Here is a 16,903-nt window from a genome sequence, read left to right on the forward strand (position 1 = left end):
GACTATTTTCTATAAATGTATGAAAATTGTTGAGAATAAAAAATCTATTATAATTCTAATGAGGTGAATTTAAAAGTAGTTCCATTAAACAAGCCTTTATCACTTAATTTCAATGAAGGAATAACAAGAAGTGCCATAAACGATAAGGTCATATATGGTGCATGAAGCGTGCTTCCTAACCGCTTTGCAATTTGATCCAGATGTCCATAGTTCTTACCAATGGTTTCACCGTCTTGATCACTCATTATGCCTGCTACTGGAAGTGGAACAATTTTTTCTTCGGAAGTTCCTACTGCACAGATACCACCTTTATTTTGTATGATTAAATTTACAGCTTTACAAAGGGCTTCATCTGAAACACCAACTGCAATAATATTATGTGAATCGTGACCAACAGAACTCGCGATAGCACCTTCTTTTAATCCGAAGTTCTTTATAAAAGCAATAGCTGGTTTATCATTATTATAACGATTTACTACGGTCATTTTTAGGATGTCATTATCAACATTTGAAATTAAGTTCCCTTCTGAAATTGTCGCTTGTTCTATAATTTCATTCGTGACGAGTTGTCCTTCCAAAGCTTCAATAACTCTGATTTTTTTTGCTGAAGATGCTATCTTGAAATCAGAAATCGACTTCTTTTCTGTATTGAAATTATTAAGATTTTCAAAAGCAACATTTTTAATATTAACCTTACCAAAATCGTAAACTAATTCGCCATTAATATAGGTTTGAAGGGTTTTAAAACTCTTTAAATCTTCAACTAAAATACAATCTGCATCATCTCCAACTTGCAATAATCCAACATCTAAATTGTAATGTTTTACAGGATTTACACAAGCTGCTTGTAATACTTTAAAAACATCTATATTTTTAGAAACTGCTCTAGCACACAACTTATTAATATGATCGACTATCAAATCATCTGGATGCTTGTCGTCGCTACAGAACATCATGTTTTCATAATGTTCTGGAAGTAAATCTATAAGCGCTTCAAAATTTTTAGCAGCACTCCCTTCACGAATCAAAATTTTCATTCCTTTTTGGAGTTTTTCTAAAGCTTCTTCATAGGTAAAACATTCATGATCTGTAGAAATTCCAGCAGCTATATATTTTGTAATATCTTCACCTCTCACTCCAGGCGCATGACCATCTACAGGTTTATTATAATGCTTAGCCCAAGCTATTTTTTTCATGACTTCATCATCATCAAACAAAACACCTGGATAGTTCATCATTTCGGCTAAATATTTAATATCTGGATTTGCCATTAGTGTTTTAATCGCATCTGAATCAATAACAGCTCCAGCAGATTCAAAACTTGTTGCAGGCACACAACTTGGTGCGCCAAAGTTGAATTTAAAAGGAACTTGCTTTCCGTTATTAATCATAAATTCTACACCTTTTACTCCTAATACATTACCAATTTCATGAGGATCTGAAACCGTTGCTATTGTACCATGTTTAACTGCAAGTTTTGCGAATTCACTTGGGACCAACATCGAACTTTCTATATGAATATGAGCATCTACAAAACCAGGAAGAATGTAATGATTAATCGCGTGTTCTTTTTCTATAATGGCGTTTATTTTACCATCGACAATATGGACTTCTCCTTTAAAAATACGTCTGTTTTTTATATCTACTATTTGACCTTGTAGTTTCATATTTCACTTGAATTTAATTGGAAATGGATTCCGCATCAAGTGCAGAATAACAACTCATTTACAAATGTAAAGCTATTATATAAAAACAAAAAAAGCGAGAGTATATCTCGCTTTTATAATAACTTTTAATAATATTTTATTCTTTAAAGTTCTTCAAACCCTCCATTAACCAATCATAATACGCCTCATCATCAGTTTCATAAGCATTTGTATAGTTTAACAATTCCATATCATGATTCAACAATACATAAAAAGGTTGTGAGTTTGAAGCAAAATTAAGCGTTTGTAAAGTTGCCCATTTATCGCCTATGGTTTTTATGTTTTTAAGTGATCCATTATGTTTTATAAACTGAAACTGTTCATCTTCATCTAATTCTTTTCTATCATCAACATATAAAGACACAATAACATAATCCTTTTTTAATAGGTTATAAATCTTATCTTGGCTCCAGACTTGTTCTTCCATTTTTCGACAATTCACGCAAGCCCAGCCTGTAAAATCTAGCATGATAGGTTTATTTTCAGTTTTTGCAGCTTCAAGACCTTCTGCTAAATCTTTATAGCAATTTAATCCTAATGGACAGTCAGATTCTTTTTCGTACAAGCTATATGGTAAAGGTGGAGGAAAGCCACTTAAAAGCTTCAAATTAGCATGTTTTGTATTTGTTAAACCTGGAATTAAATACACTACAAATGCAGCAACTAAAACCGCAAAAGAGATACGTCCGAAACTTAATTTTTTAAGCGGTCCATCATGTGGAAACTTAATTTTTCCAAGTAAATACAATAATAAACCAATCCCTAAAACTATCCAGATTCCAATAAACACTTCACGTTTTAAAAGTCCCCAATGTTTCACTAAATCGGCATTAGACAAGAATTTAAAAGCCATTGCTAACTCTAAAAACCCAAGAACGACTTTCACGGTATTTAGCCAACCTCCAGATTTAGGAAGTGCATTTAACCATTTTGGAAACATTGCAAATAATGTAAAGGGTAAAGCTAATGCTAAACCAAAACCTGTCATTCCCATTGTAAGCTGCATGGCTCCACCATCGCTTGTTAATGAGCCTGCTAAAAGCGACCCTAAAATTGGTCCTGTACAAGAAAACGATACAATAGCTAGTGTTAATGCCATAAAAAAGATGCCTATAAAGCCTCCTATATTAGAAGAGGCTGCATCCATTTTATTTCCCCATGATGCTGGTAAAGTGATTTCATAATAACCAAAAAATGAAAAGGCAAAAAAGGCTAAAATGAGAAAGAAGAAAATATTTAGCCACACATTGGTTGAAATGGTATTTAATATCTCTGGGTTTAAAGAATCTAAAAAGTGAAAAGGCAAACTTAACAACACATAAATTAATAAAATAAACACGCCATAAAGCATAGCATTAACCAACCCTTTTTGCGAGTTACTAGCGCTTTTAGTGAAAAAAGAAACCGTTAACGGAATCATAGGAAACACACAAGGCGTTAATAAAGCTATTAAGCCACCAAGAAACCCAAGAATAAAAATACCAAAATTAGATTTTTCTTTAACCTCTTCTTTTTCGTATTTATCCCAACCAGTCACATTTAGTTGTAGTTTTTCTGAAAGGACTTTACTCTTATCATCTATCGTAGCTACTACTACTTCACTAGAACCTGTTAAGCTAAAATTAAGAACCTGACTATCAAAAATACAGCTCTTATCGTCGCAAGCCTGATAAGAAGCTTCACTTTCAATATTTTTAATCTCTGGATTTAATATTCTTATTTTTTGGGTGAAAGTAGCATGGTCTTCAAAATAGGTTAAATCCATTTGAAATACTTTGTCAAAATCTGTAATCGACTCACTTTCAGTCGCTTTACCAATTAGCTCAAAATCTTTCCCTAATTGTTCTTCATTATAAAAAAACTCTGTTGGAATGGTAGAATCTTCGGGTAGAAACTGTGAGTATAAATGCCAATGGTCTTCAATCTCAGCCTTATAAATTAGATGGTATTCTGTGTCTGATAATTTTTCAGTTTCAGTGGTCCATTTTACACGCTCTATTTGTGCATGAACTGTAAATATTGAAAATAAAACGAAAAGAAAAGCAAAGATTTTCTTCATAATTCTATGGTGATTTTTAAAATTTGTTTTGTTTTTTCTGAGACTCTATAACGATTATCACTTCGTTTATTGATAATCCAAATAACATCTTCACCAGAACACAAAACTAAAGTCTGCTCCTTTTCTATCAACGAATATTTTTCGTCTTTAAAAAATTTACTCAGTTTTTTTTTGTTTTGCATTCCAAAAGGATAAAAATAGTCGCCTTTTTGCCAAGGTCTTACATATAGTGGAAAATTTAACAAATCTTTATCAACATAAAGTGTTGACTTGTTATGCTCATGGATTTGTTTTACAGTTTCAAAAGTTAGTTGACCTAAAGGAATATTCTTGAGTTTATCATCTTCAGAAATTTGAATTGCTTCGTGGTTTTCTTCTGAATAAATTTCAGTTAAAAGTAAATGTGTTCTATCTTTTAACAATCTATGAGTTTCTGAAAAGACTTGTTTCCCAGATTGTGCTTCTAGCAAATGATACACATCATTCCATGCAGTAAAATTGAAAGGTTTAAGCAATTCATACAAATACAATTTACTGTTAGAGTATTTCTGAAGTTTTTTAATATTGAATTTAATCGTATTGCCTTCAACAGAAACCACTTTTTTCTGAACTCGAATCACAGCATCTTCGACCAAAGATTTAGAAGCTTGCAAATAATGTTGAGTGTGCTTAAAATTTTGAAGCAGTTCAGCATTGACCTCTTTTAGCTTAGGTATGACCTCATGTCGCAATTTGTTTCGTAAATATTTTATTGATGCATTGCTACTATCTTCTCGCCATTTTAGATTATTATTTTTAGCATAATCCTCTAACGCTTTTCTTGGAAATTCTAGCAACGGACGAACAATGTTTTCATTCACTTCTGGAATACCTGTAAGACCATCTAACCCAGTTCCTCTAGATAAATTGATTAAAAATGTTTCTAAATTATCATCGGCATGATGTGCTGTTAAAACATAATCAAATTGTAATTGATGACTTAATTCGTAAAACCAATGGTAACGCAATTCACGAGCTGCCATTTGTATTGATAATTTATTCGTTTCGGCATAAGTTTCAGTATCAAAATTTTCAATAAAAACTTCAACGTCTAAATCTTCAGCAAGTTGGAGAACAAATTCTTCATCAGCATCACTTTCTTTTCCACGTAAATTAAAATTACAATGTGCAAGGGCAAAATTTAGCTTGGCTTGATGACATAAATGTGTTAAAACCACAGAATCTAATCCGCCAGAAATAGCGATAAGAAGTTTGCTTTCTTGTAGAAAAGGTAGGTTTTGATTTATATGTTTTTGGAAAGTTTGAAACAAGATATAAGTAATTAGGCACAAGGCATTAGTTTAGAAGCTTTTTAATTAAAACATTAAGCATTTTTTCTATTTCAAGAGACACCATGACTATTCATTTAACAAATTTACACATTTAACTTTTGCCTTTTCGCTTTTGACTATTCAACTTTCAAGAACTTCACGCATGGCCTTTGCTTTGACTAAACATTCTTCATATTCTTTTAAAGGTTGACTTTTAGCAGTAATAGCACCACCAACAGAATACGACACGTACTTATTGGTTTCATTATATAGAATGCTTCTTATAACGACATTAAAATCGAAATTTCCTTTAGGCGAAAAATAACCCACAGCTCCAGAATACAGTCCGCGTTTAGCATCTTCAAGGGTTTCAATTATTTCCATGGCTGAAATTTTTGGAGCACCTGTCATACTTCCCATAGGGAAAGTCGTTTGAAGAACATCTACAGGATGCACTTCTTTTTTAACTTTTGAAATAATTGTAGATATCATTTGATGCACTTGTTTAAACGTATAAACCTGACACAATTCTTTGACTTTTACACTTCCTTTTTTTGCGGTTTTTGACAAGTCATTTCTTACCAAATCGACAATCATAATATTTTCACTACGTTCTTTCTCATCAGTTTTTAATTGCTGAATTAACGCTTGATCTTCAACATAATTATCGCTACGCTTAGCTGTCCCTTTTATAGGTTGAGACACTATTTTTCTTCCTTTCTTTTTTATATAACGCTCTGGAGAAGCAGACAACACGTACTTATCGCTAACTTTTAAAAAGGCAGCAAATGGCGTTTTTGAAATGGCGTTTAATTTCAAATAGGTTTCTAAAGGATGAATTTGAGTGTTTTCAGTATAAAATTCTTGACAAAAATTAGCTTCATAAATATCGCCACGATGAATGTGATATAACATCTTATCTAACTTATTAAAGTATTCGTCTTTAGATGTGCGAAGTTTTATTTTTATTGGATGGTCTGACACTTTTTGAAGACCATCAAACGAATACGTTTCAATACACTTTATATCATCTTGCCACTCATTTATAACACTATTAAGATACTTTATTACAAGCTTTTTTCCTTTAATTAAAAAAAGCTTTTTGGGCTGAAAAAAGTACAAATCTGGAAATTCTAAACCATCAAAATTATTAGATCCTAATTGCTCTACATCGTTTTTTAAATCGTATGTTAAATACCCAAAAATCCAATCGCCAGTCGTGTTTTGATAATCTTTTAGTTTATTAAAACCATTGCTATAATCGGTTTGAATACTTGTAAAAGCATCAACAGCTAATACAGCGTCATACTTAGAATATTTTTGTTTACAATGATTTGAGTCTAACCAAACAACATCATCAAACTGTTGACTCCAAGCCAATAATTGGGTTTTAAAAATTTCAATATTATCAATTAAATGTTTTCTAGTTTGTCTCAAAGAAAAATCTTTTTCAGATATCCATCAAATTTATTAAGAATCTACCTATTTTAGTTAAAAATAAACTACAAATAAAACCATTTATACCTAACCGCTCTTTCTTATGCATCATTTTTTAAAAAATTATATACAGTCAGCAATATGCTTCAGTTTACTTGTACTCCTCTCTTTTAGCACAAATGCACAAGACACCAGTAAATATCAATTGCTTTGGAAAATTGAAGGTCTAAATTCTAAGAAACCTTCATACTTGTTTGGGACTATGCATTTAGATGATAGCAGAGCTTTTAATTTTAGTGATGCTGTATTTCCAGCGATGAAGAGTAGCGAAAAATTTGCTTTAGAAGTTCAGCCAGATTCCTTAATACTACAAATGGCCTCTCAAAAATTTGAAACTAAAGCACATTTAGTCTTTAAAGAACTAATGAGTGAAGAAGAATACAAGCAGTTGGAAGATCGGTTTTTTGAAGTGAATGGATTTACCTTAGAAGAAAGCGATATTGATGATCCAGATGCCTTATTAGCTATGTTTGAGCCAGATGAGGAGAAAGATGATGACAAAGCACGATTTGTAGATTTACACCTTCTAGCACATGCAAAAACGATGCAAAAACAAATAATTGGTTTAGAAAATATAGATAACCAAATGAATCATTTTGCAAAGCTTTCTAAGGATGAAAAGAGAGAAACATTACTTGAAATCGTAGAGTATGATATAGATACTTATAAATCGCAAATGGAAGACATGATAAACATCTACATTACTGGAGACATCAATGCTATTGATGCGTTTCTAATCTTGCATGATGGCTATGACGATGAACTAGCACGAAGAAATAAAGAAATGAGTCACAGTATTAATCATGAAATAGAAAATGGAAGTTCTGTATTTTCTGCTGTTGGTGCTGCGCATTTACCTGGTGAATTTGGAATTATCAATTTATTAAAAAAGAAAGGTTATCAAGTTACTCCTGTTGAAGCAAATTTTACAGGAGTCGCTAATAATTACGAAATAGATGATTCTAAAATGTTATGGAAAACTTATACCAATGCCGACTTAGGCTATAGTGTAGAAACTCCTTCTGAAGTGACTATAGACAACTCTTCGAGTAGAATTGCCATAAATAGTAGTACAGATTTAGTTTCTGAAAAGCTTTATTCTTTTTTTGCTATAGACATTAGAGCCAATCCTCAAAAAGAAGATAAAGAAGCTATTTACTCTCAAGTTATAGACAATGCTATAGCGAAGTATGAGGCAGAAAACATAATTAAAAAAAACATAACTATAGATGGTGCTTCTGGCTATGATATTATATTCGAATTTAAAGAAAAAGAGGCGTTTTCTGCTGTACGCTCCATTTACTTGATTAAAAATGGTATTTTTTATCAATTTTTTATTCTAGGAAATCAAGAAAAAGTAAATAGCAAATCTGCTAATCGTTTTTTTAATTCAATTACTTTTTTTAAACCGAAACCTTTACCAGTCGCTTCTGATGTGTGGATTGATTATTATAATAAAAAAGGCGCCTTTTCAATTCAATTACCTACTGAACCAAAAGATTCGTCTAGAGAAGTTAATAGTGGACTTGAAGGTGTTACAGAAATGACTGTGTTAAATATGTATTCTTCTCAAGATATGGTAAATAAAGACAATTATATTGTTCGTTATAACGACTTTCCGTTAGGGTACAGATTAGAAGATTTAGAAGCCTCATTTAAATCGATTGAAAACTCGTTTTTAGCCACATCTGAAATACTTTCTGAGCCCAAAGTTATTTATAAAGATGGCTATGAAGGTCGCCAATATGAACTTCTCATAAAAGAAGTCTCTCATGGTATTTGTAAATTGTTTTTTAGAGGAAATAGAACCTATATGCTCCTCAGTCATAAACTAGAAAAAGGAAAAAAAACAGACCCAAATAATCACTTTTTTGAAAGCTTTAAATTTGAAGATTTTATTGATGAAGATATAGAAGAACACAGTACAGAAGACTTCAGCTTTAAAACCCTAAAATCAAATATGTATAATATAGATGAAGATGATTATACTGATTCTTACTTTGTAAAATCAAACGATTATTATTCCAGAAATAATAATAGTGGAGACATGTATGCTTTTGGTTATTCTAAGCTGAAACCTTACTTTAAAATTGATACGCTTCAAAAGTTTTTTGAGACTAATAAAGAAAATTTATTAAGTTATAACGAAACTGCGACTCATGAAAAAACAGTTTTTATTAATGAGGTTGAAGCTTTTGAATTTATAGCAATTAGTGATAATGATAGTATAAAAACAAAGCATGTAATGTGGCTAGATAATGATTACTTTTTTCTGGCTTCTGCCTATACTAATAACGAAAATATTAATAGTGCTTTAACTCAAGAGATTTTATATAGTTATCGAAATAAAAACAAAAACAAAACTCTCGACTATTATGCTTCCAAGACCGATGAAATCCTAAACGATTTAAAATCTAATGACTCTTTAGTCTTCAAAAACGCAATTGGTGCATTTGAGTATTATGAGTTTGATGACTCTGATTTAAAAAAATTATATCAAGCAACTCAAAGCGATTATGCTTCAGCCGAAAATAAAACCTTAGTACTTTCTACAATCATTTCAGAATTTAATCTTATTAATGATGAAGAAACTTTACCTTTTGTTGAAAAACTATATCAGCAAACAGATGTAAATGATGATGCTAAACGAGATATTTTAACCTTAATACCACAACTAGAAAACGAAAATCGTTTAGAAATATTTAAAGCTTTATTTTTTAATAATCCTCCAAAAAAAGAAGCCAATTACAATTATAGCCTGTTTTCTCCTTTTAGAGATTCAACAGATTTTGCAATTAAAAACTACAAAGATTTTATTAGCCTCAAAGATATAAGCAACTATAAAACTCAAGTTTTAAGTATTTCAGCTCACATATTACAATCAGATCACAGCAAAAAAGAGGAGGTTCTTTCACATTTTAACAAGCTTACTGATAGCGCTTTAGTAGATCTTAAATCGTTTCAAGATATGCTTTCTTCTGAAGAAGATTATGATTACGCACAGCATAACCTAATGTATAACTACTTAAATTATCTAAAAAGCGTCCCTGAATCCTCTCATATAGATTTTATCGATAATTTTACCGAACCTATAGTAACCTCTGATGCTAAGAGGTGGTTAATATTTGAAGCAGCTCAAACTAGGATTAAACATCATTTGCCTATTAAAAAGGAAACAAAATCTTCTTTATTAGATAGTTTAGACACTAGGTTTTCTATGATAAAAAGCTACCATCAGGTAAACAAGTTAAATGAAGTTCCAAATAATTATATAACCCAAAAAGCGTTCTCAAAACTGTCTCTTGAACAATACTTAAGCGATAGTGACGAGTATCCAACTGAAACAAAATTAATAGGCGAATTAAAAGTTAAATCGCAATTATATCATGTCTATTCCTTAAACTACACATATGAGAATCCAGAAGACAATGAGTCTTATTTGGCTGTTGTAGAACCTTCTTATAAAGTAACACAACAAAATGAATATAAAGCCTATCCTGTCATTACAGATTGGGATTTACTTGAGGAAGATTGGAAAGCACAAGCAGAGCGTTTAATTTTAAAACCTCTAGAGTCTGAATAGCTAAAGGATTTAAATTATCTTTGCGACTTAAATATACACTGTGACTTTTAACGATTTAAATTTAAATACGCCTTTATATAACGCTTTAGACGACTTAGGGTTTACAACACCTACTCCAATTCAGGAGCAAGCATTTAATGTTGTAAGTTCTGGAAAAGACATTGTAGGTATAGCACAAACAGGTACTGGAAAAACTTTTGCCTATATGCTTCCTATATTAAAAAACTTAAAATACTCACAGCAAGAAAACCCAAGGGTTTTAATTTTAGTGCCAACTCGTGAATTGGTTGTACAGGTTGTTGATGAAATTGAAAAACTATCTAAATACATTAATAATCGAGTTTTAGGCGTTTATGGAGGTACCAACATAAATACACAAAAAAAAGCTATAGCTGAAGGTTTAGATATTCTTGTAGCTACGCCTGGACGTATGTACGATCTAGCCTTATCGAGAGTTTTACAACTTAAGTCCATTCAAAAATTAGTAATTGATGAAGTTGATGTAATGCTAGATTTAGGCTTTAGACATCAATTGATTAATATTTTTGATATTCTTCCAGAACGACGACAAAACATAATGTTTTCGGCGACTATGACTCAAGATGTAAGTGAATTAATCAATGATTTTTTCATTTCTCCAGAACGTGTATCTATTGCAGTGTCTGGAACACCATTAGATAATATTACTCAATCTAAATATACAGTTCCAAATTTTCATACCAAGTTGAATCTATTAAAATACTTACTTCAAGACGAAGAAGATTTCAATAAAGTATTAATTTTTGTTGCTTATAAAAAAATGGCAGATCGTTTGTTTGAAGCTTTAGCTGAGACGTTTCACGACGAGTTGTGTGTCATTCACTCTAACAAAACACAAAATTACAGACTGCGAAGTATTGAGCAATTTCAGGAAGGCACAAATCGTATTTTGGTCGCCACAGATGTTATGGCACGTGGTTTAGATATTGATAATGTGTCACATGTTATTAATTTTGACACGCCAGATTTTCCAGAAAACTACATGCACAGAATAGGCAGAACAGGTCGTGCAGAACGTGAAGGACAAGCGTTAATTTTTTCAACCGAAAAGGAACAAGAAGCCTTAAAGCAAATTGAGCAATTAATGCAGATGGAAATTCCTTTAATTAAAATTCCTGAAGCTGTAGAAATATCTACAGAACTCATCGAAGAAGAACGTCCGCAAATTAAAGAACGTAACAATCCGCACAAAAGGTTAAAAGATGAGGATGCACCAGGTCCTGCATTTCATGAGAAATCGGCAAAAAATTCTAAAGAAAATTTAGGCGGTTCTTATAAATTTAAAATTGCTGCGAAATACAAAAAGCCAAAAACTAGAGGCGACAAAAATTACAATAAGCGCAATAAAAAGAAGTAAGAAGGAACTTGCAACTCATCGAAAATATTGATGTTTTAGAATAAAAATTGTTTTTTTTCGTTAGTTTTATTTTGAATCATATTCAAAATTTTCATGCCATCTGCAATATTCAACATGCTTCCTAACCTCGAACCATTTAATTATGATGTTCATTTTGAACCCTTGTTTTTAAATCAGCATTGGGTATTGGTTAATGGTATAACAAAGAAAAAAGCAGTCTATATTTTTAAAGATGAAAACACACTCAATATTCTAGAGAATGAAAAAAAAATAGAAACATCGTGGTCTATTGAGGTAAAAAACACCTTTACTATTGAAACGGAAGATGGAACAACAACGGTTAAAGCTTTTTTTAAAGATGATGACATCTTAGTTTTAAATAAAGAAAATACAGGCGATTGTGCTGTATTTATTAATGAAAGCAGTTATAGTGATGGTTTAAATTCTGTAGAAGATGTTCAACACTTTCTTCGGGAAAAGTACAAACAAAAAGTGACCAACTTAATATACGATCATGAGTTTTATTATATTGAAAAATCTCAAGAATTTGGTCCTTTTACCGTTGAAGAATTATCTGAAAAAGTAAAAAAAGACATTATAAGTGAGTACTGTTTTGTAAGAGATGTAAACGAATATAATTACAATAAACGTTTACGTATTAGAGATTTAATAAGGGAGTTATAATATTGAAAACCCCTTCCATTTCTGAAAAGGGTTTTCTAGTAAAAAACTCAAAAAATCCAAGCCCTTCTAACCTAACCATAGCTAATTAACCATAAACACAACGTGTTTACTCTTGAATTTCTATTTCGCTTTCTACTATATCTTTAATAGGAATTACTCTTTTTCCTTTATTTGTAATTAGTACCATTGAAATATTATTAATCGATTCAATTGTACCGACTTCATTTTTATAAATAATTTTCTGTCCAATCTCATACGTTTTTCTAGCATAAAAAGCACTCAACAGATTAGAAACAGCCTTTTGAGACCCTAAACCAAATGCTAAGGCAAATGCAATTAATAATCCAGCTAATAAAAGTGTGACATTACTTGTAATAATATTTGTATCTACTCCTGCCTGATTTAAAGCTGTAACAGTCACAAAAACTAAGAGTATAATAAAAGCAATTTGGCTTATTATTTTTGAACCAGACATGTCCATAGATTCAAAAAATGATTGAATCCCCTTTTTTACAAAATTTGCTAAGAGTAATCCAAAAGTAAAAATGATTAATGCTGTAAATAACTTTGGCAGATAGCGTAATAAATTACTAATTTCCTCAGAAATAATTGTCAGATTTAAGATGTCTGAAATTAAAATTAACAGTATAATATATAATACCCATTTTACAAATTTCGTGACAATTTTGATGATATTAAACTTCAATTTTCCTTCGCCAAAAAATTCAATGTCGTTTAATTTATCATCTAACTTATCGGCTTTAGCAAATACTAAGGCTTTCTTTATAATTTTAACAATTAACTTTGTTAATAACCAACCAATAATTAAAATAAAAATAGCTGCAATTATATTTGGAATCACCTGTCCTACTTCACTTAACATTGAAGAAAGTGAGCTCGTCATTAAATTTTTCCACTCTGTTATTTTGTCCATATAAATTATACTTTATTTTTTCGTTTTTGTTCTTTTATCGATTACAGTCTTTACCACTTTTGCGGCATCTAAAGAAAATAGTTCAGCAAGTTCCATTAGCAATTTAGCCGTAGCTATATCACTCATCACCTTAGCCTTGAGTTCATCAGGAACAGGCTGTAATGGTTTGTTTAATTGCTTAAATGGATTATTCATTGTTTACTATTTTATACACAGAAACCAATCTTTCTTTTGCGCGTTTAAGTCTCATTTTTACAGCACTTTCGCCAACATTTAATACATCTTCAATCTCTTTAATAGACAAATAGTCTTGGTACTTCAGTAACAAAATCATTTTATCATCTGGAGACACTTTATTTAGTGCGATTTTTAATTTTTCAACTTTCATCTGATGAAAGCTGTAATCATTTTCTACTTCGCTAAGGTTTTCTAAATAAGACACTTCTACAGACTCTTTTTGGATTTTTCGTTCTGTATTTCGAGTCACATAATTCACACAATGATTATATGTAAAAGCATACAACCAAGTCGAAAATTTAGAGTTCCCTTTAAAACTAGCCAACTTCACAAACAGCTTTAAAAAAATATCTTGAGTTAAATCTTTTGCTTCATCGACATCTTTAGCAAAACCAAGACATTTATTATAAACGACGTTATCGTATCGATCGTAAAGAATTTCAAAGAGCAATGTATCATTAGTCTTCACGATAGATTTAATTAAATCCTCATCAGACAACTCATTTTTAGATTGTTTTGTTATATTAATTTGGGTTTCCAAATGCTATTTCATTTCTAAATTTCTGATGACTTATATATTTAGACACGTATTCTCTAAATAAGTCACATTAATTAAAAATATTTTAAATTGAAATCGAAAGTGCATCGCAATTAAAGTAAATACAACAAATCGACAAAAGGCATATTTAAGCAGATGAAAGTCTAATTTTTTAAATGAAGTGTATAAAAAAAGCGAACCTAGGTGGTTCGCTTTTAAATATTTTAATAAACTCTAAAGCTCTTGGCTTACATGTGAAGTGCTATATCGTCCGTTGCTGCTAACGCAGCTTCTTTAATTGCTTCAGTAAAAGTAGGGTGTGCATGAGACATACGCGAAACATCTTCAGCAGATGCTCTATATTCCATAGCAACTACAGCTTCAGCAATCATATCTGCAGCGCGAGCTCCAACCATATGAACTCCTAAAATTTCATCAGTAGTTTTATCCGCTAGAATTTTTACAAAGCCATCTAAATCCATACTTGCTCGACTTCTACCTAAAGCACGCATAGGAAACTGACCTGTTTTATACGCAATCCCAGCTTCTTTTAATTCTTCTTCAGTTTTACCAACAGCAGCTGCTTCTGGCCAAGTGTAAACTACACCAGGAATTAAATTATAATCAATATGAGGTTTTTGACCTGCAATGATTTCTGCAACCAAAACACCTTCTTCAGAAGCTTTGTGTGCTAACATAGCTCCTTTTACAACATCACCAACAGCATAAATATTAGAAACGTTTGTTTGTAAATGCGCATTCACTTCAATCTGACCTCTCTCAGTTAATTTTACACCTGCTGCTTCAGCATTTAAGCCATCTGTATAAGGACGACGACCAACAGATACTAAGCAATAATCTCCAGTAAAACTTACTTCTTCTCCTTTTTTATTATCGGCTTTAACGATAACTTCATTGCCATTACGCTCTACAGATTTCACTTTATGTGAAGTATTAATAGAAAACTTTTGCTTTTTAAATACTTTATTTAATTCTTTAGAAACTGCGGAGTCCATGGTAGGTACAATTCTGTCCATATACTCAATAACAGTAACTTCGGCTCCTAGTCGTTTATAGACTTGACCAAGTTCTAAACCAATAACTCCTCCACCAATAACGATAAGATGTTTAGGGATTTCGGTAAGCTTTAAAGCTTCAGTAGAAGTAATAATGCGCTCTTTATCTATTTTTATGAATGGTAGTGTTGAAGGTTTACTTCCAGTTGCAATAATGGTGTTTTTTGCTTCAATTTCAGTCGATTCATTTCCTGAAATAGTAATATGAGTAGCGTCTTTAAAACTACCAATACCTTCGTAAACATCAATTTTATTTTTCTTCATTAAGAAATCAATCCCAGAAGTTGTTTGATCAACCACAGATTGCTTTCTAGTAATCATTTGCTTTAAATTTACTTTTATATCTCCAGGAATATCTATACCATGCTCACTAAAATGTTTAATGGCATCTTCGTAATGATGAGAAGAATCTAAAAGGGCTTTACTTGGTATACAACCAACATTTAAACAGGTACCACCAAGTACAGAATATTTTTCAATTATTGCAGTTTTCATGCCTAATTGTGCGCAACGAATGGCTGCTACATATCCTCCAGGTCCTGAACCTATTACTGCTACATCGTATGAATTCATAATGATTTTTTAAATTTTGAAATACAAAAGTACAACATAGAATTATGAATTACGAATGAGAACTGATGATTTTTTTAAATGTCTTTTCAGGAAGGAAAACCAAGCATCTCGCCCATACCTACTGTAAATAACCAACAGCCATATATAGCGTGTTCTATAGACACTAAAAGTGTTGACTTTGTCTTTTTAAATGTTAACGCAAAAAGAATACCTCCAACAAAAGTAAGGATGAGTACTAATATATTTTTAAAAAATAAATGCGCTAAAGAAAATACGGTTGCATTTATAAGTATAAATAATATCTCACTAGAAAAAAGAGACTTGTAACGTTGAAAAAAGAAAATTCTGTATAGCAATTCTTGAGGATAAACCGAAAAAATGCTATATACAAACAAAATCATAATCCAAAATAATGGCTTGTTCAACATTACGATAAATAAATTTTCCTGATTAGTAAACCACACAAACAAAATGGTAAGTGTCCCTATTAATGACAATTTAAATAAGGTGTTTTTCCAGAAGGATTTCCAATTTAAACTCGGATTAACTTTAAACTCATTCTTTTCTACTCTTAACAACACAAAAACTACATAAATAAATCCAAGTCCACCCAAAATTAATTTCAAGGCGAGAGCATAAGGCAAAGCAAAACTAACTGGAAGCGCTAAAAAAATTATAAAAAATTCAATGATCTTGTATGTTTTACTTTGCATCGTATTAAACTGTTATTGCTGTTGTGTGTTTTACTTCATTAATCATGAACATGCTATGAGTACTACCAATGTGATTAATTTTCGTAAGTCTATTGACCATAAATTCACGGAACGCCTCCATATCTTTTACTAATACTTTAAGAAGGTAATCATAATCTCCACTAATATGATAGCATTCTAAAACTTCTTGCAAGTTAGTGACTTCTTTTTCAAATTTAACAACATAATCCTGAGCATGTTGAGTAAGTTTAATATGACAAAAAGCAACAAAAGATTTATCTACCTTCTCTTTATTAACTAAAGCCACATAACGAGAGATGACACCTTGATTTTCTAATTTTTTAATCCGTTCATAAACTGCGGTTACAGAAAGATTTAACTTGTTTGATAGTTCTTTATTAGTCTGCTTACTATCACGCTGTAAAAGATGAATTAATTTTTGATCTATAGCATCAAAAGTCATATTGAAAAATTTTCAGTTAAAACAGAGATAAATCTATTTTATATTATTAATAAACTACTAAAATATAAAAATATAGATTTATTTTCTTATTAAGTACACATATATTGATTATTAATCTAATATAATCGAATTTT

13 protein-coding genes are annotated in these 16,903 nt (G+C 31.1%); 3 read left to right on the forward strand and 10 right to left on the reverse strand.

The genetic code is table 11. The annotated features are described in order from the left end of the window. Nucleotides 1-47: 47 nt before the first annotated feature. The 4 genes from ade to pabB all read right to left on the reverse strand — a co-directional run bounded on the left by ade (nucleotide 48) and on the right by pabB (nucleotide 6,512). Nucleotides 48-1,667 carry an adenine deaminase gene (ade, locus tag ACFS5M_RS08835; protein ID WP_183487970.1) on the reverse strand — a complete coding sequence of 540 codons (1,620 nt, stop codon included), beginning with the start codon at nucleotides 1,665-1,667 and terminating at the stop codon, nucleotides 48-50. Between the two features lie 136 nt (nucleotides 1,668-1,803). Continuing rightward, nucleotides 1,804-3,765, reverse strand: coding sequence for a protein-disulfide reductase DsbD family protein (locus ACFS5M_RS08840; RefSeq protein ID WP_183487972.1), 1,962 nt, complete (start codon nucleotides 3,763-3,765; stop codon nucleotides 1,804-1,806). Next, nucleotides 3,762-5,096 carry a tRNA lysidine(34) synthetase TilS gene (gene tilS / locus ACFS5M_RS08845; protein WP_379898584.1) on the reverse strand — a complete coding sequence of 445 codons (1,335 nt, stop codon included), beginning with the start codon at nucleotides 5,094-5,096 and terminating at the stop codon, nucleotides 3,762-3,764. Before tilS ends, ACFS5M_RS08840 begins: the two co-directional genes overlap by 4 nt. A 120-nt stretch (nucleotides 5,097-5,216) precedes the next feature. Then, entirely contained in the window at nucleotides 5,217-6,512 is a 1,296-nt protein-coding gene (pabB, locus tag ACFS5M_RS08850; protein ID WP_183487974.1) for an aminodeoxychorismate synthase component I, read from the reverse strand. Nucleotides 6,513-6,615: 103 nt separating this feature from the next. Here pabB and ACFS5M_RS08855 point away from each other — a divergent pair, with 103 nt between their 5' ends. The 3 genes from ACFS5M_RS08855 to ACFS5M_RS08865 all read left to right on the forward strand — a co-directional run bounded on the left by ACFS5M_RS08855 (nucleotide 6,616) and on the right by ACFS5M_RS08865 (nucleotide 12,235). Continuing rightward, complete coding sequence (locus tag ACFS5M_RS08855) at nucleotides 6,616-10,155, forward strand: TraB/GumN family protein (RefSeq protein WP_183487975.1); 3,540 nt, start codon at nucleotides 6,616-6,618, stop codon at nucleotides 10,153-10,155. 40 nt (nucleotides 10,156-10,195) lie between these two features. Then, a complete protein-coding gene (locus tag ACFS5M_RS08860; RefSeq protein ID WP_183487977.1) occupies nucleotides 10,196-11,551 on the forward strand; it encodes a DEAD/DEAH box helicase in 1,356 nt (451 codons plus the stop codon). A 93-nt stretch (nucleotides 11,552-11,644) separates the two neighbouring features. Beyond that, a complete protein-coding gene (locus ACFS5M_RS08865; RefSeq protein WP_183487980.1) occupies nucleotides 11,645-12,235 on the forward strand; it encodes a hypothetical protein in 591 nt (196 codons plus the stop codon). Nucleotides 12,236-12,341: 106 nt separating this feature from the next. On the opposite strand, the gene ACFS5M_RS08870 is transcribed toward ACFS5M_RS08865, so the two are convergent. From ACFS5M_RS08870 to ACFS5M_RS08895, 6 genes are all read right to left on the reverse strand, one after another. Next, on the reverse strand, nucleotides 12,342-13,169 hold the full coding sequence (locus tag ACFS5M_RS08870; RefSeq protein WP_183487982.1) for a mechanosensitive ion channel family protein: 828 nt from the start codon (nucleotides 13,167-13,169) through the stop codon (nucleotides 12,342-12,344). 12 nt (nucleotides 13,170-13,181) lie between these two features. Further along, nucleotides 13,182-13,364 carry a hypothetical protein gene (locus ACFS5M_RS08875; protein ID WP_183487984.1) on the reverse strand — a complete coding sequence of 61 codons (183 nt, stop codon included), beginning with the start codon at nucleotides 13,362-13,364 and terminating at the stop codon, nucleotides 13,182-13,184. Continuing rightward, nucleotides 13,357-13,947, reverse strand: a complete 591-nt coding sequence (locus tag ACFS5M_RS08880) for an RNA polymerase sigma factor (RefSeq protein ID WP_379898588.1) — start codon at nucleotides 13,945-13,947, stop codon at nucleotides 13,357-13,359. The genes ACFS5M_RS08875 and ACFS5M_RS08880 overlap by 8 nt, the downstream gene beginning before the upstream one ends. Before the next feature lie 245 nt (nucleotides 13,948-14,192). Next, on the reverse strand, nucleotides 14,193-15,593 hold the full coding sequence (lpdA, locus tag ACFS5M_RS08885) for a dihydrolipoyl dehydrogenase (protein ID WP_183487986.1): 1,401 nt from the start codon (nucleotides 15,591-15,593) through the stop codon (nucleotides 14,193-14,195). An 86-nt stretch (nucleotides 15,594-15,679) separates the two neighbouring features. Next, nucleotides 15,680-16,306 carry a CPBP family intramembrane glutamic endopeptidase gene (locus ACFS5M_RS08890; RefSeq protein ID WP_183487988.1) on the reverse strand — a complete coding sequence of 209 codons (627 nt, stop codon included), beginning with the start codon at nucleotides 16,304-16,306 and terminating at the stop codon, nucleotides 15,680-15,682. Between the two features lie 4 nt (nucleotides 16,307-16,310). Further along, nucleotides 16,311-16,769 (reverse strand): Lrp/AsnC family transcriptional regulator, encoded by a 459-nt coding sequence (locus ACFS5M_RS08895; protein ID WP_183487990.1) that lies wholly within the window; start codon nucleotides 16,767-16,769, stop codon nucleotides 16,311-16,313. Between the last annotated feature and the right edge of the window lie 134 nt (nucleotides 16,770-16,903).

Origin of the sequence: Lacinutrix iliipiscaria, assembly GCF_042686125.1 — a bacterium.
GTDB lineage: Bacteria > Bacteroidota > Bacteroidia > Flavobacteriales > Flavobacteriaceae > Oceanihabitans > Oceanihabitans iliipiscarium.

Excerpts from the sequence above, each read along its gene's own strand:
- ade (WP_183487970.1), bottom strand. The coding sequence starts at position 1,667 with ATGAAACTACAAGGTCAAATAGTAGATATAAAAAACAGACGTATTTTT.
- ACFS5M_RS08840 (WP_183487972.1), bottom strand. The coding sequence starts at position 3,765 with ATGAAGAAAATCTTTGCTTTTCTTTTCGTTTTATTTTCAATATTTACA.
- ACFS5M_RS08855 (WP_183487975.1), top strand. The coding sequence starts at position 6,616 with ATGCATCATTTTTTAAAAAATTATATACAGTCAGCAATATGCTTCAGT.
- ACFS5M_RS08865 (WP_183487980.1), top strand. The coding sequence starts at position 11,645 with ATGCCATCTGCAATATTCAACATGCTTCCTAACCTCGAACCATTTAAT.
- ACFS5M_RS08870 (WP_183487982.1), bottom strand. The coding sequence starts at position 13,169 with ATGGACAAAATAACAGAGTGGAAAAATTTAATGACGAGCTCACTTTCT.
- ACFS5M_RS08875 (WP_183487984.1), bottom strand. The coding sequence starts at position 13,364 with ATGAATAATCCATTTAAGCAATTAAACAAACCATTACAGCCTGTTCCT.
- lpdA (WP_183487986.1), bottom strand. The coding sequence starts at position 15,593 with ATGAATTCATACGATGTAGCAGTAATAGGTTCAGGACCTGGAGGATAT.
- ACFS5M_RS08890 (WP_183487988.1), bottom strand. The coding sequence starts at position 16,306 with ATGCAAAGTAAAACATACAAGATCATTGAATTTTTTATAATTTTTTTA.
- ACFS5M_RS08895 (WP_183487990.1), bottom strand. The coding sequence starts at position 16,769 with ATGACTTTTGATGCTATAGATCAAAAATTAATTCATCTTTTACAGCGT.